General features: G+C 37.2%; 16 protein-coding genes. 8 read left to right on the top strand and 8 right to left on the bottom strand.

Translation table 11 applies throughout. From position 1 onward, the window contains the following. The first annotated feature begins 9 nt into the window (after positions 1–9). The 5 genes from AC5YGI_RS16315 (at position 10) to AC5YGI_RS16295 (ending at position 6,192) form a co-directional block, all read left to right on the top strand. Positions 10–741 carry an MIP/aquaporin family protein gene (locus AC5YGI_RS16315; protein ID WP_330745106.1) on the top strand — a complete coding sequence of 244 codons (732 nt, stop codon included), beginning with the start codon at positions 10–12 and terminating at the stop codon, positions 739–741. Positions 742–746: 5 nt separating this feature from the next. Next, entirely contained in the window at positions 747–1,559 is an 813-nt protein-coding gene (locus AC5YGI_RS16310; protein ID WP_496169002.1) for a hypothetical protein, read from the top strand. A gap of 192 nt (positions 1,560–1,751) precedes the next feature. Next, positions 1,752–2,174: a hypothetical protein gene (locus tag AC5YGI_RS16305; protein ID WP_496169001.1), complete on the top strand. Its 423-nt coding sequence runs from the start codon at positions 1,752–1,754 to the stop codon at positions 2,172–2,174. 242 nt (positions 2,175–2,416) lie between these two features. Next, positions 2,417–3,394: a hypothetical protein gene (locus AC5YGI_RS16300; protein WP_496169000.1), complete on the top strand. Its 978-nt coding sequence runs from the start codon at positions 2,417–2,419 to the stop codon at positions 3,392–3,394. Between the two features lie 77 nt (positions 3,395–3,471). Further along, on the top strand, positions 3,472–6,192 hold the full coding sequence (locus tag AC5YGI_RS16295) for a hypothetical protein (protein WP_330745104.1): 2,721 nt from the start codon (positions 3,472–3,474) through the stop codon (positions 6,190–6,192). Between the two features lie 60 nt (positions 6,193–6,252). Here AC5YGI_RS16295 and AC5YGI_RS16290 read toward each other — a convergent pair whose 3' ends face one another. The 8 genes from AC5YGI_RS16290 to rpsL all read right to left on the bottom strand — a co-directional run bounded on the left by AC5YGI_RS16290 (position 6,253) and on the right by rpsL (position 15,398). Further along, the gene (locus tag AC5YGI_RS16290) at positions 6,253–8,457 is read right to left on the bottom strand and encodes a zinc-dependent metalloprotease (RefSeq protein WP_330745103.1); all 2,205 of its coding nucleotides are present in this window, start codon (positions 8,455–8,457) and stop codon (positions 6,253–6,255) included. A gap of 146 nt (positions 8,458–8,603) precedes the next feature. Then, positions 8,604–9,101: a low affinity iron permease family protein gene (locus tag AC5YGI_RS16285; protein ID WP_446106890.1), complete on the bottom strand. Its 498-nt coding sequence runs from the start codon at positions 9,099–9,101 to the stop codon at positions 8,604–8,606. A gap of 131 nt (positions 9,102–9,232) precedes the next feature. Further along, the gene (locus tag AC5YGI_RS16280; RefSeq protein ID WP_330745101.1) at positions 9,233–9,520 is read right to left on the bottom strand and encodes a hypothetical protein; all 288 of its coding nucleotides are present in this window, start codon (positions 9,518–9,520) and stop codon (positions 9,233–9,235) included. Positions 9,521–9,537: 17 nt separating this feature from the next. Next, positions 9,538–11,709 (bottom strand): TonB-dependent siderophore receptor, encoded by a 2,172-nt coding sequence (locus tag AC5YGI_RS16275; RefSeq protein WP_330745100.1) that lies wholly within the window; start codon positions 11,707–11,709, stop codon positions 9,538–9,540. A 329-nt stretch (positions 11,710–12,038) separates the two neighbouring features. Continuing rightward, on the bottom strand, positions 12,039–12,344 hold the full coding sequence (gene rpsJ / locus AC5YGI_RS16270) for a 30S ribosomal protein S10 (RefSeq protein WP_002661363.1): 306 nt from the start codon (positions 12,342–12,344) through the stop codon (positions 12,039–12,041). Positions 12,345–12,360: 16 nt separating this feature from the next. After that, positions 12,361–14,478, bottom strand: a complete 2,118-nt coding sequence (gene fusA / locus AC5YGI_RS16265) for an elongation factor G (RefSeq protein WP_110008538.1) — start codon at positions 14,476–14,478, stop codon at positions 12,361–12,363. Between the two features lie 6 nt (positions 14,479–14,484). Further along, positions 14,485–14,961, bottom strand: a complete 477-nt coding sequence (rpsG, locus tag AC5YGI_RS16260) for a 30S ribosomal protein S7 (protein WP_062673583.1) — start codon at positions 14,959–14,961, stop codon at positions 14,485–14,487. 23 nt (positions 14,962–14,984) lie between these two features. Then, the gene (rpsL, locus tag AC5YGI_RS16255) at positions 14,985–15,398 is read right to left on the bottom strand and encodes a 30S ribosomal protein S12 (protein WP_002983146.1); all 414 of its coding nucleotides are present in this window, start codon (positions 15,396–15,398) and stop codon (positions 14,985–14,987) included. Between the two features lie 453 nt (positions 15,399–15,851). On the opposite strand from rpsL, the gene AC5YGI_RS16250 reads away from it, so the two are divergent. From AC5YGI_RS16250 to AC5YGI_RS16240, 3 genes are all read left to right on the top strand, one after another. Next, positions 15,852–16,328, top strand: a complete 477-nt coding sequence (locus AC5YGI_RS16250) for a Dps family protein (protein WP_062673577.1) — start codon at positions 15,852–15,854, stop codon at positions 16,326–16,328. 95 nt (positions 16,329–16,423) lie between these two features. Continuing rightward, complete coding sequence (gene pncB / locus AC5YGI_RS16245; protein WP_110008537.1) at positions 16,424–17,602, top strand: nicotinate phosphoribosyltransferase; 1,179 nt, start codon at positions 16,424–16,426, stop codon at positions 17,600–17,602. A gap of 127 nt (positions 17,603–17,729) precedes the next feature. Continuing rightward, positions 17,730–18,200: a YciI family protein gene (locus AC5YGI_RS16240; RefSeq protein ID WP_330745099.1), complete on the top strand. Its 471-nt coding sequence runs from the start codon at positions 17,730–17,732 to the stop codon at positions 18,198–18,200. The last annotated feature ends 68 nt before the right edge of the window (positions 18,201–18,268 follow it).

Raw genomic sequence — 18,268 nt, 5'->3', positions numbered from 1 at the left:
AAAACTTATATGACCCCATTTATTGCAGAAGTTATCGGAACGATGCTTCTTATATTGTTAGGCAACGGTGTTGTAGCCAATGTTGTCTTAAAAGATACGAAAGGAAATAATTCCGGATGGATTGTTATTACTACCGCATGGGCACTGGCCGTATTTGTTGGAGTAACCGTTGCAGGGCCAATAAGTGGGGCCCATCTGAATCCGGCTGTAACCATTGGTCTTGCGACTGCAGGAAAGTTTTCATGGGACCTGGTTCCCTCTTATATTGCAGCGCAAATGATTGGAGGAATGCTGGGTGCATTTCTGGTATGGCTGTTTCATAAAGACCATTTTGCGATTACGGAAGATGAAGGAGCAAAACTGGCATGTTTCAGTACAGGCCCGGCTATCAGAAAAACATCTTCCAATCTTATCAGTGAGATTATCGGGACGTTTGTACTGGTATTCTGTGTCTTCTACTTTGCAGATCCAAGTATTTCTTTACAGGCAGATCCAACAGCCAAAGTAGGATTGGGTTCTATTGGAGCCATTCCTGTTACGTTTGTAGTGTGGGCAATAGGCTTATCTCTGGGAGGAACTACAGGCTATGCCATTAACCCGGCACGAGATCTTGCACCAAGAATTATGCATGCCATCTTACCTGTAAAAGGAAGCAGTGACTGGGGCTATGCGTGGATTCCTGTAGTAGGTCCGGTTACCGGAGCGATTATCGCAGCAGTATTATATGGATTTTTAAAATAAGACACATGATGAAAAAAATCTTAAAAGGGATCTTCTTTCTTGCTTTAGGGACAGGAAAGCTATTTTCACAGGAAAGTGCTGAAACCACGGAATCGAAAGAAGGAAGACTTGATTTTACGGCCAACATTCAGAACAATCATTTATGGAGAGGCCTTATTATTACTGATAAGCCTGTTGTAATGGGAAACCTGTCGTATGCCCTGGATGCAGAGAAAAAATGGAAGGTAGGAATCTGGGGAGCATCTGCACTGGCGGATGATAAAGACAACACCCATTATAAAGAGATCAATTATTATATTCAATATTCTGACGGACGTTTTTATATTGGGCTATGGGACCTTTACAATTCCCGAAACATCAATACTGCAGTGGCTGCGGACGATATTTTCAGTTATTCACAGAGAAGAACTGCCCATATTATTGATTTAAGGACCAACTATACTTTCGGGCCATCATTCCCGATCAATATTGAGGCTGATATCATGCTGTATGGAGGAGCCAATGCAGGAGAAGTAATTCTGGAAGCTGATGGAAGTTACAAAAAGAACAGATATTCCACTTATGTACAGGCAAGCTATCCTGTTATTAAGGGACAGAAAATCAATCTGGATGCATTTGTAGGAGCAGGATTCGCACTCAATGATAAAACGTTTCTATATGGCAATGGTAAAAACAGCTTTGACATCGTAAATGTAGGCCTAAAGGCCGGAAAGGTAGTTAAGATTACTGATCATTACAGTCTTCCTGTAACCATGATGGCGATGTGGAATCCATCGAATAAGTTTGCAAGGATTCAGCTTGCGGCAACAGTTTTTTAATCTGATTTTAATTCAATTATAGAAAGCCACTTCTTTTCAGGAGTGGTTTTATTGTTATAAAAAGCTACCTATCCAATCAAAATCCACACCTGCTTTCAGTGAAAGAGATTTTACACAACGCATCATTTAAACAACCGTGTTTTTACGGTGAATGTTTTTGCATAAAAATTTTTACATTTGAAAAAAATATCTATGAAAAAGTTTTTCAGTGTAATGATTCTGTGTATCGGTATTTTTACGTGGGCACAGCAGACAGAGCTTCCTTTTATCGGATACAGAGCTTTTGACATTCTGAAAGGATATAGCGGCACCGGTACTCCTCATTATTATCTGGATGTGAAAAATAATGGTGATGTATATTTTGGGTATGTCCAGATCAATCAGGCTAGCGGAGAAGAAACCACGGAAGAAATCAATGCAGGGAAATATGCTCCTAATAAGGTCATGAAAGTGGTCTTTAAAAAATATGAGGAAACGTTTTTCCTGAAATTTGATAAAGATAAAATCTACCTTACCGATGAAAAGGGAAATGTTAAAAGCCTCGAAGGCTGCTGCTCATCTTCTGACAGCATCAAAAAAGAAACCTGTACCTGCGAAAGCGAATTTTTTAAGTAGTACAATAATATAGAGAGAAAGCCACTCCATCAGGGGTGGTTTTCTTGTTGTTGGGAAACCACCCCGTCAAATTATAAATTTGCCACCCCTCCGGAGGAGGGGAATAGTTATACAATCTACTGTATTTGAACAAGTCATAATACGTAAATACGATATTCTTTTGCTTCTTACCTTTAATCACCGGGATTTTACGGTTTATATTCTGCCAAAATATCTTTAATTTTGAAGGGTGATTTACACCAATGAAACATTTAAAAATTTTATTTCTATTTCTTCTTTTCCTTATTGCATCATGCAGCAGGAAAGAGAATCATCCTTACACGTTTTATTACTGGAAAACCAAACTGAAGCTTGATAATGCAGAAAAGAAAGCGCTGGATAAAGCTACGATTCCTTATTTGTACACCAGATTTTTTGATGTAGATAAGGTGAATGGGAAATTTCAACCTGTTGCAGTAGTCACCAAAGACCCAAGTTTTCAGACAGGCAAACAGATTGTTCCTACGGTTTTCATTACCAATCAGACCTTGCTGGGCATTTCTGCAGAAGAGATCAGATTTCTGGCAGAAAGCATTCATCTTTTAATTCAGAAGAAAGCAATAGAATATCAACTGAAAACCAGCAATGAAATTCAAATTGACTGTGACTGGACTGCGGGAACACGGAATGATTATTTTAAATTTCTGAAAGAACTCAAAAGAATTTCCGGAAAAGAAATTACCTGTACCCTTCGCCTTCATCAGGTGAAAGATAAAAAGCAGACCGGAATTCCTCCCGTAGGAAAAGTATATCTGATGTGCTACTCTACTTCATCGCCTCTTGAAAACTCTGACAAGAATTCTATCCTGGATGTAAATATTCTGAGAAGCTATCTTTCAAAAATGGAAGATTACCCTATCAAAAATGTTGAAGTGGCACTTCCTATATATTCATGGGGAATTGTTACCAATCATTTAGGAAAACACAGACTTATTAATGCCTTATCGAAAAGAGATCTGGAAAACTCCAGTTTCAAAAAGATTTCAGATCACGAAGTTGAAGTCATGAAAGACGGCTTCTACTTCGGAAGTTATTTGAATAAAGGTTTCAAAATAAAGGCAGAGGAAATATCTGAAGAACAGCTTAATGATGTTATTGGGTTTTTACAGAAAAAAATCCCGCATTTTAATATCATTTATTATCAATTAGATAGTAAATTTGTGTCAGACCGGAAATTTTAATCTCCTGGAGATAGAGGCATACTTGCCAGAACACTACCATCATACAATATTAAAACTAAAAAAACACTGCACACCCTATGAAAAAGTATATTCTTTCACTTGCGGTTGTATCACTTTTCTATACCCAATCTGACGCCTGTGCGTGGTCGGATCCTGATTATGATTACTTCAACCTTTTTACGCAAACCATCATCAAAGACAAGGCTTATCTTCCCTTCCTGCATAATTATTCAAGCAGATTTTATGGAGGATATAATTCTGCATTGATTCCTGATGATAATGTTGAAACATGGAAAAAGTTTTTTAACAATCAGCTCAGTTATTCTGAAACCCATAATCTGGTGTATAAGATCAGTATGAACGACCTGAATGCTTTAAAGAACGGAAATCCAACCAACCCTCTTTTACAAAAGCTAGGCACCGGATTTTACCAGAAATATAAGGAAGGTATTGATTATTTGATTGAAGCCAAGTATCTTGAGCCTTATATGAGCATCAATTATATAGAAAGTGAAAACTCATTCTATTACGACAGGGATGCCAACAGAAAAAATGCTACGGCTCTTGATTACCATAAAACCATCTCTGCTTTAACCTCTTTGTACAACGCAGCGAGAAATCCTGAAATCAAGCAGCGGTACGGATATCAGCTGGTACGTCTTAATCATTATACCAGAAACTACGATTCTGCTTTGCAGGCTTTCAAAACATATGTTGCTCCCATCAAACTGAAAGGAACAGTCTACTTCATGTCTCTGGACCAATTGGCAGGAGCTCAAAGAGGACTGGAAATGAACAGTGATGCCAACTGGAACTTTTTTCAGGTATTCATGAACAGTAAAGACCGTAAGGAGTCTGCTTTTGTTTCCATGAAACTTTCAGACACTGCCTCTTTCAGCAATATCATGAAAAGAGCCAATACGAATGAAGAAAAGAATATGGCTTACTTTCTTTTGGGTTATGAAGATTTCAACAATCCAATTCCCATGATGGAAAAGATGTATGAAATTGATCCAGATTCCGAGATTCTGAAGGTAATGGCTGCCAGAAGTATCAACGAGCTTGAAAGAAGCTATCTGCCTACCTATTATTACACTTCAGATGCTCAAAAAGCAACGACGAAGGAAAATTCAACGGATAACACCTCAAAAGATACATCTGCAGATTCAACCAAAAGTGAGGTGAAAGAACAAAAGCTTTCTTTCTGGCAGAAAATTGTAAGGTTCTTCAAAAATCTTTTCGGAGGTTCCAAATCTGATAAAACAGGTAATAATGTTAAAGCTGATCAAAGTGACGATGAGCTGTTCAGTAATCCGGATAGAATCCCTTTTTATAACAGAACGGCTTATTATTACGATGAAAAAACACAGGATTTCCTTGACAGTCTTGAAAAATTCACTGATAAAACAAAGGAAAAGTCTAAGGATGAGTACTGGCAGATTGCAGATGCTTATCTTAAGTTTTTAAAGAAAGACTATAAAGAAAGTTCTGAAATTCTGAATGACATCAAAACGACCAATCCGGAATATCTGGAAGAGATCAAAAGAATGAAAGTTCTGAACGATATTGTTTCCCAGCCGAAAATTGATGCAGACTATGAAGACCATCTGATGAAAGAGTATGCAGAATACTTCGTAGAAAAAAAGGTAGAAAAAGATACAGCCACTACAGATAATTTCGATTATTATGGTGAAGTACCTTCAACGGCTGATTTCCTGAAGGATGTTATTGCCAACCGTTACTTCCTTCAGGGAGAGGATGGAAAATCATTCCTGATGAATAATAAGCTTTCGGATTTGCAGTACAACCCGAACTCAAGTCTGGTAAAAAGTGTGGAAGAGTTTTACAGGAAACCAAATAAAACACAGTTTGAACAGCAGATCATCGCCAAAAACATGGACAGCGTGGGTAATATTGATGCCTTCTTCAATACCATTTATGGAGACAGAGCCATGAGACTTGCCGATTTTGAAAAAGCAAAAGCTTATTATGAAAAAGCAAAAAGCTTTGCGGGTATCCCCAGACAAAATTATGAATGGACAGAAAAGAATGGGCAAACCATCACTCCAAAACAATACGCTCCTGCAGAATACGACGGATTTAAAAATATTTCAAATCTTGTATTCGGACATAATGTATGGGAAAGTTTCGGAAGCCCTGATACCGAAAGTATGAAAGCGGAAAATTACGCTGATTTCCCATTCATCAAAACAAGTATGAATAAACTTGAGCTGGCAGACGCTTTGATTCAGTTGAAAAAGATCGGAAACGGTACAGGTGAAAAAGCGGCAAAAGCCAATCAGCTGATCGGAAACTTATTGTATAATACTTCTATTTTAGGATATTACCGCGAATTGTTTGTTATGGATATCGACAACAGCAACGGAGGTAAATATGATTTCTGGAATACAGACAGAAAGAATCCTTATAAGTATTATTATAAAAACTTCCTTGATACTTCTTATATTGAACCTGATAATTTTGACCTTTCCATCAATTATTATCAAAAAGCACTTAAGCTTTCCAATAATAAAGAAGAAAAAGCAAGAATCCTATTCCAGATGGCAAGTGCTGAACAAGGCAAATATTATCAATATGAAGCCAAGGCACCCAAGGATTTTGATTATTCTGATCCGAAATGGTCTGAAAAAGAAGATGCCCGACAAAAAGAAATGGACAATCTTAAAAACCAGAAATACAGAACCTATTTTGCTCAGTTAAAAGCTCAGTATTCTGATACTGAAACAACGAAGAACTTAATGGGAAGCTGTAGTTATTTCAACTATTTTATGCGATAATAAAAACCATAAAAAAACCTCTGATGACTCAGAGGTTTTTTATTTTGATTGTTAACCTGATTATTTTTTAACAAACTTAATTGTACTCTTTTCTTCTTTATTGTTAATCGTGATAAAGTAGATTCCTTTCACAAGAGCTTTTACATTAATTTTGCCGTCGCCTATAGTTCCCCTGGCAATGATCTGCCCCGGAGCACTGAAAATTTCATAAGAAGCGTTTGAAGAAACATTTGTAATGTTCAATACATCTTCTGCAGGGTTTGGATAGATCTTAACAGACTTCACGTTTCCAGCTTCAGAAACTGCCAATAGACTGGACACCGTAGCCTGCTTCACAGCGTAGAAAACATTTCCAATAGCAGAAACTCTCAGGTGAATCGTTTTTCCAGCTAAAGATGCCGGGATAAAAACATTCGCTGATCCGTTATTGGGAACTGATGCAGCAAGGTCATTCCAGGTTGCTCCGCCATCTGCTGTATAATCAATTTTTACGTTAGCTACATTATATGGAGCAGCAGTTGTTCCGGAAACAGTCCATGCAATTGCAGAATTGGCATTGGGTGTCAATGATGTTGTATTTACAGTAAATGCGGCTGCAGAACCTACTACAATAGTTTGTGTGGCATAAGCTGTCTGGGCCTGCCCTCCTGGTTTGTTATCTCTTACCGTCACGCGGAAGTTCGTAGTTCTTGCCATTGTACTTGCTGCTTCAAAGTCAGTTGTATTTTTTACAGCTCCTCCCAATACGGTTACCAGCTTAGGGAAATATCTGGTAGGATTGGTGGTAGGCGCCCAGGATCTGAAGCTTGCACCGGAGGTTGTATTTCCGATGTTCGTTTTGGAAATTCCATTACTCAAACTACTTGAATTCACCTGTTCCCAGCAATAAGTTAAAGCATCTCCATCAGGATCTGTTGCTGATGCTGTCAGTACAAATGCTGTAGATTTAGGAATGGTATAGATTGTATTCATTGCGGTTACAACCGGTGGATTATTAACAATAGGAGTTTCCACATCAGCAGTTACTGCAGCAAGATTAGCCTGTACCTGGTCAATACTTACACTATGAAAATAGGCGTCAGAATGTTGCTGAACATCTGTATTGGTTCCTGTAATTCCGGCGTAGCCCATAATGGTAGATCCGGAACCAGGTTCCACACAGACACCTGTTCCTTCATTAAAACTGAAGGTGTGATTATCTCCCAACTGATGCCCTATTTCATGCGCTACATAATCTATATCGAAGTTATCTCCCAGTGGTATACCGTCTGCAGGAGAAGTAAAACCGCTTCCTTTGTAGTTATTTGGAGAAGGTGAGTTATCACAATCAGGATCAATAGTGGTAGATGTATCATTATTTCCTATACAGCCAATACAGCCTGCATTTCCACCACCACCTGTAGCGCCGAACAAGTGTCCTATATCAAAATCGTCATCTGTAACCCCATAAACTCCTCCATGCAATGTATTCATCAGTTCATAATTCCATTTACACATCTGACTGGAATCACTGTAAGGATCATTAGCTATATCGGTAAAGATCAGCCCCGGAGCATTAATTGCATTAACGTGTACATTAAATTCTTTTTCAAATACACCGTTTACTCTTGATAAAGTAGCATTGATCTGTGTCAGTGCGCCAGCAACACCACCAAAATAGGCAGTATACTCACCTGTAACAGACATGGCTAATCTCAAGGTATGGAAGATTTTATTATTTGATTTTGCTGCTGCTCCAGAATTCTTAAGCTTTTCAAGATTAGCCACAGCTTCTTTATCTTCTTTGGTAGAGCAGGCAAATGCATGTCCGCTTTTATTAGTCTTTCCATGTACGGAATAATAAGACTTATCAGATGTTGCCGGTTCTATAAATTCATATTGGCCGTCGGCACCAATAATCATAGACTGAAAATCATGGGGAGCAACACTGAACCTGATATATTTAGTAGGATCATCAACGCCAATTCCAACATAGGAACCCAACTGGTATTTGTTAGCCAGAGTTTCATCCATTACCGGAAAACTGCTGACTGAAAATTTCTCTATTTTTCCATTAAGAGTAGGAATAGTAATGGTGATGGGAGAACCTTCGCCTATTTTAGAAGCTCTTAGCAGCTGTGTCCTTATCTGATCAATATCAAGTTGGTAGTAAACAGAATGATCACTCTTTTTTGTTATTTTTTGTTGAGGCAGCCCTCTGCTCCACTGGGCATTTGCTGATATTGCGAACAGAAATACCGAGAAACAAAATAATTTTATTTTCATACGTTTTTTTTAATAAAAGTAGATATTTATCAAAAAAAACACTAAAAGCATGGCGGAAAATTAAAAATAACCATTAAAAACACCATAATATGAATAGAAAAATTAAGAATATATCACATTATTTCACATATTCTGAAAATTTTTAATTAATCCTTTTTTTGTTTCTGTATCCATTCTTCATGTTTTCTTTTGAAGAATTCATATTTATAGTCATGGTTTCTTTCCGCAGCATCAATAGAATGAGAAGTATGAATATCCGCCTCCTTTTTGGCCAGATGTCCTAGTCTTTCATAATAAACATGTAGCTGATCAAGTTCTTCTTCTGTAAGGTCTTCAATATCCACAATACGATTGCTTGCTTTTTCATGAGCAGCTATAAGTTCATTCAGTTTAATCTGTATCGCTTTGGAGTCTTTATTCTGCGCTTTCTGAATCAAAAATACCATCAGAAAGGTTATGATTGTAGTTCCGGTATTGATCACCAGCTGCCAGGTTTCGGAATAATCAAAAAAAGGTCCTGTTACCGCCCATAGCACTACGATAATAAAAGCTCCTATAAAAGCATATGGACTTCCTGTAAATTTTACAGCCCAGTTTGAAAATTTTTCAAAAAAGCTATGGCTCTTTTTTCCCATGACTGTCATTTTAAATGATTAATTAAATGTATAAAATTAACAGGAATCATGACTACAATTACTGACAAAAAAAACATTAAAACAGAAGTTCTGCCTTAATGTTCTTTGAATTAAAATTGATATGAATGATTGAGAGTATGTTACTTGACTTTTCCTGAAAAACGGTTTTCAACATTTAGCTTTTCTTCTGCTATGATGCTCCTTCCGACCTGTCCAGGTGAAAAAGTTTTTGGATAAGAGGTATTATTCCAATGATCTTTCCAGGGAGAAATATTACCCCATGAATATATACTTCTGGGATTTGTGTAATGTCTTTCTATATTTTCTCTTGCTGTTTTCAGTTCCTCTTCAGACAGATGTTCTTCGGAACATGAACTTAAACCGGCAATGGCAATACATACTAAAAATAATGTTCTGGCAATTTTCATAATAATTTTTTTTTGTGTTAGAATTTATAGTTTACCTGTACAGCAAAGTTTCTTGGCTGGATCTGATCGATATATCCTCCTCTGAAGTAGGAATTGTATCCTACTGAATCAAAGATGTTATTGAAGAAACCTCTTAATCCCAATCCATTTTTGAAAGAATATCCTATCTGGGCATCTACTGTAGTATATTGGGGCATAAAGAAAGGTTTTTCCCCCGGTTGGGTTCCGTTTACATGTCCATTTTCCGTATTAGTATATTTTTGCTTATAGTCGTCCACTGGTCTTTCTCCCACAAAATAAATTCCGGCCCCTACGTCAAGACCTGTCAGTATTCCTGTGTCGAATTTATAATTCAACCATGCATTAGCAGAATGTTTAGGTGTATTAATCGGTGCTGAACCATTCACAAATGAAGGGCTGTCTTTATACTGTGCATCCACATACGCCCATCCTGTCATCACTTGCAGATTTGGAAGAATTTTACCAATCAATTCAACTTCAACACCTTGTCTTTTTAAGTTTCCGGCAAGTGCATATTTTCCTGTAGGATTTCCATCATCAAGGAGTTCATATGATAAATTATCTGTATTGATGTCAAAAAGGGTTACATTAAATCTTAATCTTTCATTCAGCCAGTCAGACTTAATTCCTGCCTCCCATTGTTTTGTAGTTGATGCTCCTACAGTCCCTCCGCTAAACAATACATTATTGGAACTTCTCAGCGAGGTAGTGCTTGTGTAAGAACCAAATATGTTCATATTTTCAATAGGAGAGATCATAATTCCCAAAGAGGGATTCCAGGCATAATCTTTTTCTTTGTCTGAACCAATTAACCTGCTATAACGAACTCCTAAATGAGCTTTAATGTATTTATTGAACGTAATAACATCCTGTGCCATTAATCCCATAGTAGGTGCTACCGTATTAATAGCATTAGCTGTTGACAAGTCTATATTAACTCCAGCAGGCAGGATATTGTTGATTTCATTCAGAACATTGATCTGATCTACATCTTTAGCTTTATACGAAGTCGTTGTAACATTAGATTCCTTCCAGTCAAAACCTACCTGAAAAGTATGTTTCATAAACCCTGTCATTACATCAGCTCCGATAAAGTCAAATTGAAATACTTTATTTAAATCTTCTCTATCAGATCTTGTCAGTGTTCTATTACGGAATTCTGTTGGATTATCTCTTTTTAACGGTGCCAGGGCAGCACCTACAATTTCAGTCTGATAAGATGAACTCATATATGCAGCTCTTACCTTCAATTTTTCAGTCAGTTTTCGTGTAACAGTTGTTGAAAAGTTGAATGTTTCAGTTTTTGCCTTATCTGTAGAAAATCCAAGGAATTTTCTTCCCGGCATTCTGTATATTGCTTCTGTATCTCCTTTGGCAAGGTTTACAGTTCCCCTATCCGGTGTTGTATTGTTATGCATATAATCCATTTCAACTACAATCTCGGTTTTATCATCCGGACGAATGGCAATAGATGGATTCACATAAATACGTTCGGTATTAATAAATCTTCTGAAGCTGTTATTATTCTGGTAAGCTGCATTTAACCTGACAGCAATTTTCCCCTGAGAATCTAACACTCTCTGGAAGTCAACTGTTGGTCTATAAAAATCCCAGCTTCCATATCTGAAACCAACATTGGTTTGATTAATAAATTTAGGTATCTTAGTTACCACATTAATTACTCCGCCAGCAGAACCTAAACCATCTCCTATTCCTTGTGTAACAGCAGCAGAACCTTTAATTATCTGAATACTTTCTATTCCCTGCATATCGGTAAGCATTCCTGCAGTACGGAAATCGGAGTCCATTTGTACTCCATTCTTTAAGACCGGTACACCTCTGTATCCTCTGATAGACATACTTTCTCTAGTCCCTCCATAGCTACCGAATTGAGTAACTCCCGGAACATTCTTTGCTACGTCAGTAACGGTCAACCCTCCCAGATCTTCAATTACTTTATGAGAGATTACAGATATACTTTGGATCTGGTCTCTGGTTTTTAAAGGCAATCTTGTAATCGCTTCCAAACCTTGCGGTTGCTTTTTTCTTTCACCGAATAGTTCTACTTCGTCAATTTCTTTCGACTTTTTAATAGAATCGTTAACTTTCTGTGCATTTACAAAAACCCCACCCAATACAAGCAGAGAAAAGGATACTACTTTATTCATCTGATAATTTTTTGCAAAATTATTATTTTTATTAATTCTAAATAAATAAACCAGTGTGACATATGTCACCACGAAAAGCCCTGATAATATCAGATCATTAATCTCATCTGGAGACTCATTACAATCATCAAACAGATCTGATCCATTATTAAGACAAATCTTTTAAAGTTTTTTTATGATTACAAAAAGTATAATTCAAAAAAAAGCAGATTTGATGTATTACAAATCTGCTTTTTGCCACTGATGCGGTTATATAAAATAGCATGTACATAAAAAAATCCGTCCCTGAAAAGGAACGGATTGTATAATCATTGCAAAGTATGCATTTATCACACTTTAATTTCAACGTCTACACCTGAAGGAAGTTCTAATTTCATTAGAGCATCAACAGTCTTAGAAGAAGAAGAGTAGATATCCATTAGTCTCTTGTGAGCTGAAAGTTGGAACTGCTCTCTTGCTTTCTTGTTTACGTGCGGAGATCTCAACACTGTGAAGATTCTCTTATTCGTTGGTAATGGAATAGGACCGTTTACAACAGCACCAGTAGCCTTTACCGTTTTTACGATTTTCTCAGCAGACTTGTCTACCAAGTTGTAATCGTAAGATTTTAGTTTTATTCTGATTCTTTGTGACATTTCTTTAATTTAAAAATTAACCTTTTGCTTTAGCTATGATTTCTTCAGCAACGTTTTGTGGAGTAGCCTGGTACTTCTCTAATTCCATAGAAGAAGTAGCTCTTCCTGATGAAAGTGTTCTTAGAGTAGTTACATATCCAAACATTTCAGAAAGTGGAACAGAACCTTTGATTACAACAGCTCCGTTTTTCTCTTCCTGCCCACTGATAGTACCTCTTCTCTTGTTAAGGTCACCAATGATGTTACCCATATATTCTTCCGGAGTTACAACTTCCAGTTTCATAATAGGCTCCATAATTACTGGCTTAGCAGCACGTCCCGCTTCTTTAAATCCTAATTTAGCAGCCATTTCAAATGAAAGAGCATCAGAATCCACCGCGTGGAAAGATCCATCTTTAAGAACCACTTTAATACCTTCAACTTCGAAACCAGCCAATGGACCGTTCTTCATTGCAGCTTTAAATCCTTTTTCAATTGCAGGAACGAATTCTCTAGGAACGTTACCACCCTTGATCTCATTGATGAATTCTAAACCAACTTTACCTTCGTCTGCAGGTCCTAGTTCAAATACAATGTCAGCAAATTTACCTTTACCTCCAGATTGCTTTTTGTAAACTTCTCTGTGGCTGGCAACTTTTGTTAAGTTTTCTTTGTACTCTACCTGAGGTTGTCCCTGGTTTACTTCAACCTTGAACTCTCTTTTCATACGGTCTACAATGATATCTAAGTGAAGCTCACCCATACCAGAGATGATCGTTTGTCCAGAAGCTTCGTCAGTTCTAACAGTAAACGTTGGATCTTCTTCAGCCAATTTAGCTAGAGCGTTACCCATTTTATCCTGGTCAGCTTTAGTTTTAGGCTCAACAGCGATACCGATTACCGGATCAGGGAAAACCATCGATTCAAGAACGATTGGGTTTTTCTCATCACACATCGTATCACCAGTTTTGATAGACTTGAATCCTACCGCTGCACCAATATCACCAGCTTCAATATATTCTACCGGGTTTTGCTTGTTAGCGTGCATCTGATAGATTCTTGAGATTCTTTCTTTATCTCCTGAACGAGAGTTCAAGATATAAGAACCAGCATCCAGTCTTCCAGAGTAAGCTCTGAAGAATGCTAATCTTCCCACGAACGGGTCAGTAGCAATCTTAAATGCTAAAGCTGCGAAAGGCTCATCTACAGATGGTTTTCTTGTGATTTCAGCGTCTGTTCTTGGATCAGTACCTTTGATATCATCTTTATCCAATGGAGAAGGCAAGTATTTACATACTGCATCCAACATAAACTGTACTCCTTTATTCTTGAATGAAGAACCACAAGTCATTGGGATAATAGATAAATCGATAGTAGCAGCTCTCAATGCAGCATTGATTTCTTCTTCTGTAATTGAATCCGGATCTTCGAAGAATTTCTCCATCAAAGTTTCGTCATACTCAGAAACAGCTTCTACCAGTTTTTCTCTATATTCAAGAACTTCATCTTTCATATCTTCAGGAATTGGCACTACTTCGAAAGTAGCTCCTTGTCCTGCTTCATCCCAGATGATCGCTCTGTTTTTAATTAAGTCAACAACTCCTTTGAAATCTTCTTCAGCACCGATTGGTAAAACGATTGGAACTGCGTTAGATCCTAACATTTCTTTAACCTGGTTTACCACGTTAAGGAAGTCAGCACCTTGTCTGTCCATTTTGTTTACGAATCCCATTCTTGCAACTTTGTAGTTGTCAGCAAGTCTCCAGTTTGTTTCAGACTGAGGCTCTACTCCATCTACTGCAGAGAATAAGAATACCAATCCATCCAATACTCTTAAAGATCTGTTTACCTCTACTGTGAAGTCAACGTGTCCCGGTGTATCGATGATGTTGAAGTGGTAAGGTTTAGTTTCTGGTAAAGCTTTTCCTTGATCTGTTGGAAAGTTCCAAGAACAAGTGGTAGCTGCAGAAGTAATAGTAATACCTCTTTCTGCTTCCTGCTCCATCCAGTCCATTGTAGAAGCACCATCGTGAACCTCTCCAATTTTGTGGTTTACCCCTGTATAGAATAGAATCCTTTCTGTAGTGGTAGTCTTACCTGCGTCAATGTGAGCAGCGATACCAATATTTCTTGTAAATTTAAGATCTCTTCCCATTTCAGATTAGAATTTGAAGTGTGAGAAAGCTTTGTTAGCTTCCGCCATTTTGTGAGTATCAGATTTCTTTTTGAAAGCAGCACCTTCTTCTCTTGAAGCAGCTACAACTTCGTTAGCTAATTTCAAAGCCATAGACTTATCATTTCTAGCTTTAGAATACTTGATTAACCATTTCATTGCCATAGAAATTTTTCTATCAGCTCTGATTGGCATAGGGATCTGGAAGTTAGCTCCACCTACTCTTCTAGAACGTACTTCTACGTGAGGCATTACATTTGTAAGTGCATCTTTCCAGATTTCAAGTGCAGTTTTTTCGTTATCTCCTTTTTTAGTTTCTACGATATCTAATGCATCATAGAAAATTTTGAATGCGATTGACTTCTTACCGTCAAGCATTAAGTTGTTTACGAATCTCGTTACCAATTGATCATTAAATTTCGGATCTGGTAACAACGGTCTTTTTTTCGCTTTTGTCTTTCTCATTGCTTTTGTACCTTATTTAATGATTATTTTTTCTTTCCTTTTGCAGGAGCAGCAGCTGCTTGTCCTGGTTTAGGTCTCTTAGCTCCGTACTTAGATCTTCTCTGAGTTCTTCCATTTACACCAGCGGTGTCTAATGCACCTCTTACGATGTGGTAACGTACTCCCGGTAGGTCTTTCACCCTTCCGCCTCTAACCAATACTATCGAGTGCTCTTGAAGATTGTGTCCTTCGCCCGGGATATAGGCATTAACTTCTTTACCGTTAGAAAGTCTTACCCTTGCTACTTTTCTAAGTGCAGAGTTAGGTTTCTTCGGTGTAGTTGTATATACTCTCGTACATACACCACGTCTTTGTGGACAAGAATCAAGGGCAGCCGATTTGCTCTTCTTGGCAAGCGTGGCTCTTCCTTTTCTTACTAATTGTTGAATAGTAGGCATTTAATTGCTTTTTATTTTAGGGTGCAAAAATAGTAATATTTTTTTAATCTACAAACACTTATATAAAAATTAAAATCAAATACTTACATCGAAAATAGAAGACGTTTCGATATAACATTCAAAGAACTATAATATATACGGGGAAAAGAGATAGAAAAGAATATTTTTTTCAAGTTTAAAAAATGGGTATTAAATAATTGTGAATTTATAATTCTAAATCACATCTATAAAATTTTCATTCATAGTACAATCATAATCCCTTACCCGATATATCCAAACTATATTTAAAAACTTTCTTATAGTTATGATCTATGAATAATCCAACGAGTTCGGCACGATATTTCGTAAATTTGGGATATACAATGATAAACACAGCAGTCATCATTAAAAAGCTTCATATTCTATTGAACCGAAGTGGTGATTGTATCACATTTAAAAAATAAATATATACATATGAAAAACGCAAGTATTATCGGTCTTAAAGAAGCCGACTGTAAAAACATCTCAGAAAAATTAAATGTACTATTAGCTAACTATTCAGTATTCTACCAGAACACAAGAGGTTCTCACTGGAATATTAAAGGTGATCAGTTCTTCACCCTTCACCCGAAGTTTGAGGAATTGTACAATAGCCTGGTCTTAAAGATTGATGAGATTGCAGAAAGAATCCTTACGTTAGGAGCTACTCCTGCACATAATTATTCAGATTACTTAAAAGTAGCAACCATTAAAGAAAGCAAAGAAGTAACGGACGGTACCAAAAGTGTTGAACAGATTCTAAGTTCATTCAAAGTGGTAATTGATCTGCAGAGAGAACTTTTAGACATTACAGATAAAGCGGGAGACGAAGGTACGAATTCGCAGATGAGCGACTATATCACCGAGCAGGAGAAAGAAGTTTGGATGTACAATTCTTATCTTGGAAAATAACTCCATTAAAAGCATGGAAATATTTCAAAAAAATCGCCTTACATTTAGGCGATTTTATTTTTTATTTTTATATTTGCGTTAAAATTACACATATTATGAGCGACGTCAGATTAAACTCTATCCTTGATAATGATTTCTATAAAATAACCATGCAGAATGCTGTGGTAAAGCTATTCCCGAGTTCTATTGTAAAATATGAATTTATCAACAGGGGAAAACACCACTTTCCGGAAGGGTTTGACGCTGCTTTAAGAGAAGCTGTGAATAAAATGGCCGAGCTTAAACTTACGAAAGATGAAAAAAAGTTCATGGCGAGAACATGTCCTTATATAGATCTGCCCTATCTTGATTTTTTAGAAGGTTATCATTATGATCCGTCTGAAGTAAAAATCCACCAGGAAGGAGGAGACCTTTCCGTCATTGTGGAAGGGCTTTGGTACAGAACGATTCTTTGGGAAGTTCCACTGCTGGCATTGATCAGTGAACTGCATTACGAAATGAACCACATGGAAAGAGATTCCAACGAAGTGGTCATGAGCAAAACGATAGAAAAAGCAGATTCATTGGGCAGACTTGGAGTAACATTTGCAGAATTTGGAACGAGAAGAAGACATTCTTATAAGGTACAAAATCTGGTCATGGAAGCTTTAACCCAGAAAAAAGAGTCTACTTTTATCGGAAGTTCAAACGTGCATTTTGCAATGAAATATGGTGTAAAACCTATCGGAACGCATGCTCATGAATGGTTTATGTTCCATGCCGCCGAATATGGATTCAAAATGGCCAATGAATTGGCGCTGGAACATTGGGTAGATGTGTACAGAGGTGATCTTGGAGTAGCTTTGTCTGATACTTATACCACAGATGTATTTTTCCAGCAGTTCGACAAAAAATTTGCAAAGCTTTTCGATGGCGTTCGTCATGACAGTGGAGATGCCCTGGAATTTGCAGATAAAACCATTGCTCACTATCAACGAAATGGGATCAATCCGATGTTTAAATATATTATTTTTTCAGATGCATTAAATCTTGAAAAAGTGGAGGAAATTACCAATTATTGCAGAGGAAAAATTGGTATCTCATTCGGAATCGGCACCAACCTTACCAATGATGTAGGATTGAAGCCCATGAATATCGTAATGAAACTTATTGGCGTACAGGCTCCCAATAAAGAATGGATTCCTACAGTAAAACTTTCCGATGAGCATGGCAAATATACCGGAGATCCAAAGATGATCGAACTGGCGAAAGAATTTTTAAGAATTAAAGACTAGTAACCTCATCAGAATAATTAGATATAAACCTCGAACTCATCGAGGTTTTTTTGTTTCATATTACCATTAAAAATTCAGTTTTCAGAAATCTATAAGGATTTATTATATTTATCAAAATAAAAACAAGATGAAATCACGAACATTACTACTTGCAGGTCTCTTTCTTTCAGCATTTTCTTTTGCTCAGGAAAAGAAAGCAGAAAAACCTAAATATAATCAGGAACTGGCTACTTCTTTAGGTGCTGATAAATATGGGATGAAACCTTATACGATTGTTATGCTGACATCTGGCACTACTAAAATTGAAGACAAAGCCAAAATGGGCGAACTCATGAAAGGGCACATGGCCAATATCGGTAAACTGGCCAATGAAGGCAAAATTGTTGTTGCCGGACCTTTCCTTGAAAAGAATAAAGAAAACTACCGTGGCATGTTTATTTTCAACACCAAATCGAAGGAAGAAGCCGAGCAGTGGGTAAAAACAGATCCAGCAGTTCAGGCTGGTGTCTTCAGCTATGAAATTTTCCCTTGGTATGGCTCTGCAGCGCTGCCTTTGTATCTTAAACATCATGATGAAATTGCAAAAGAAAATCCTTAATAAATAAGAAGAGGCTGTCTCAAAAGTGAGACAGTCTTTTTTTTGAGCATAAAAAAAGGAAAGCTTTT

The sequence above is a fragment of the Chryseobacterium sp. CS3K3.1 genome, from assembly GCF_059515165.1.
Note: the sequence above shows the minus strand (reverse complement) of the source record. Positions and strands in the feature narration are given on the sequence as shown.

Coding starts and splice junctions, on each gene's coding strand:
- AC5YGI_RS16315 (WP_330745106.1), top strand. CDS start 10: ATGACCCCATTTATTGCAGAAGTTATCGGAACGATGCTTCTTATATTG.
- rpsJ (WP_002661363.1), bottom strand. CDS start 12,344: ATGTCACAAAGAATCAGAATAAAACTAAAATCTTACGATTACAACTTG.
- AC5YGI_RS16305 (WP_496169001.1), top strand. CDS start 1,752: ATGAAAAAGTTTTTCAGTGTAATGATTCTGTGTATCGGTATTTTTACG.
- AC5YGI_RS16310 (WP_496169002.1), top strand. CDS start 747: ATGATGAAAAAAATCTTAAAAGGGATCTTCTTTCTTGCTTTAGGGACA.
- AC5YGI_RS16285 (WP_446106890.1), bottom strand. CDS start 9,101: ATGACAGTCATGGGAAAAAAGAGCCATAGCTTTTTTGAAAAATTTTCA.
- pncB (WP_110008537.1), top strand. CDS start 16,424: ATGAGCGACGTCAGATTAAACTCTATCCTTGATAATGATTTCTATAAA.
- AC5YGI_RS16300 (WP_496169000.1), top strand. CDS start 2,417: ATGAAACATTTAAAAATTTTATTTCTATTTCTTCTTTTCCTTATTGCA.
- AC5YGI_RS16280 (WP_330745101.1), bottom strand. CDS start 9,520: ATGAAAATTGCCAGAACATTATTTTTAGTATGTATTGCCATTGCCGGT.
- AC5YGI_RS16295 (WP_330745104.1), top strand. CDS start 3,472: ATGAAAAAGTATATTCTTTCACTTGCGGTTGTATCACTTTTCTATACC.
- AC5YGI_RS16250 (WP_062673577.1), top strand. CDS start 15,852: ATGAAAAACGCAAGTATTATCGGTCTTAAAGAAGCCGACTGTAAAAAC.
- AC5YGI_RS16240 (WP_330745099.1), top strand. CDS start 17,730: ATGAAATCACGAACATTACTACTTGCAGGTCTCTTTCTTTCAGCATTT.
- AC5YGI_RS16275 (WP_330745100.1), bottom strand. CDS start 11,709: ATGAATAAAGTAGTATCCTTTTCTCTGCTTGTATTGGGTGGGGTTTTT.
- AC5YGI_RS16290 (WP_330745103.1), bottom strand. CDS start 8,457: ATGAAAATAAAATTATTTTGTTTCTCGGTATTTCTGTTCGCAATATCA.
- rpsG (WP_062673583.1), bottom strand. CDS start 14,961: ATGAGAAAGACAAAAGCGAAAAAAAGACCGTTGTTACCAGATCCGAAA.
- rpsL (WP_002983146.1), bottom strand. CDS start 15,398: ATGCCTACTATTCAACAATTAGTAAGAAAAGGAAGAGCCACGCTTGCC.
- fusA (WP_110008538.1), bottom strand. CDS start 14,478: ATGGGAAGAGATCTTAAATTTACAAGAAATATTGGTATCGCTGCTCAC.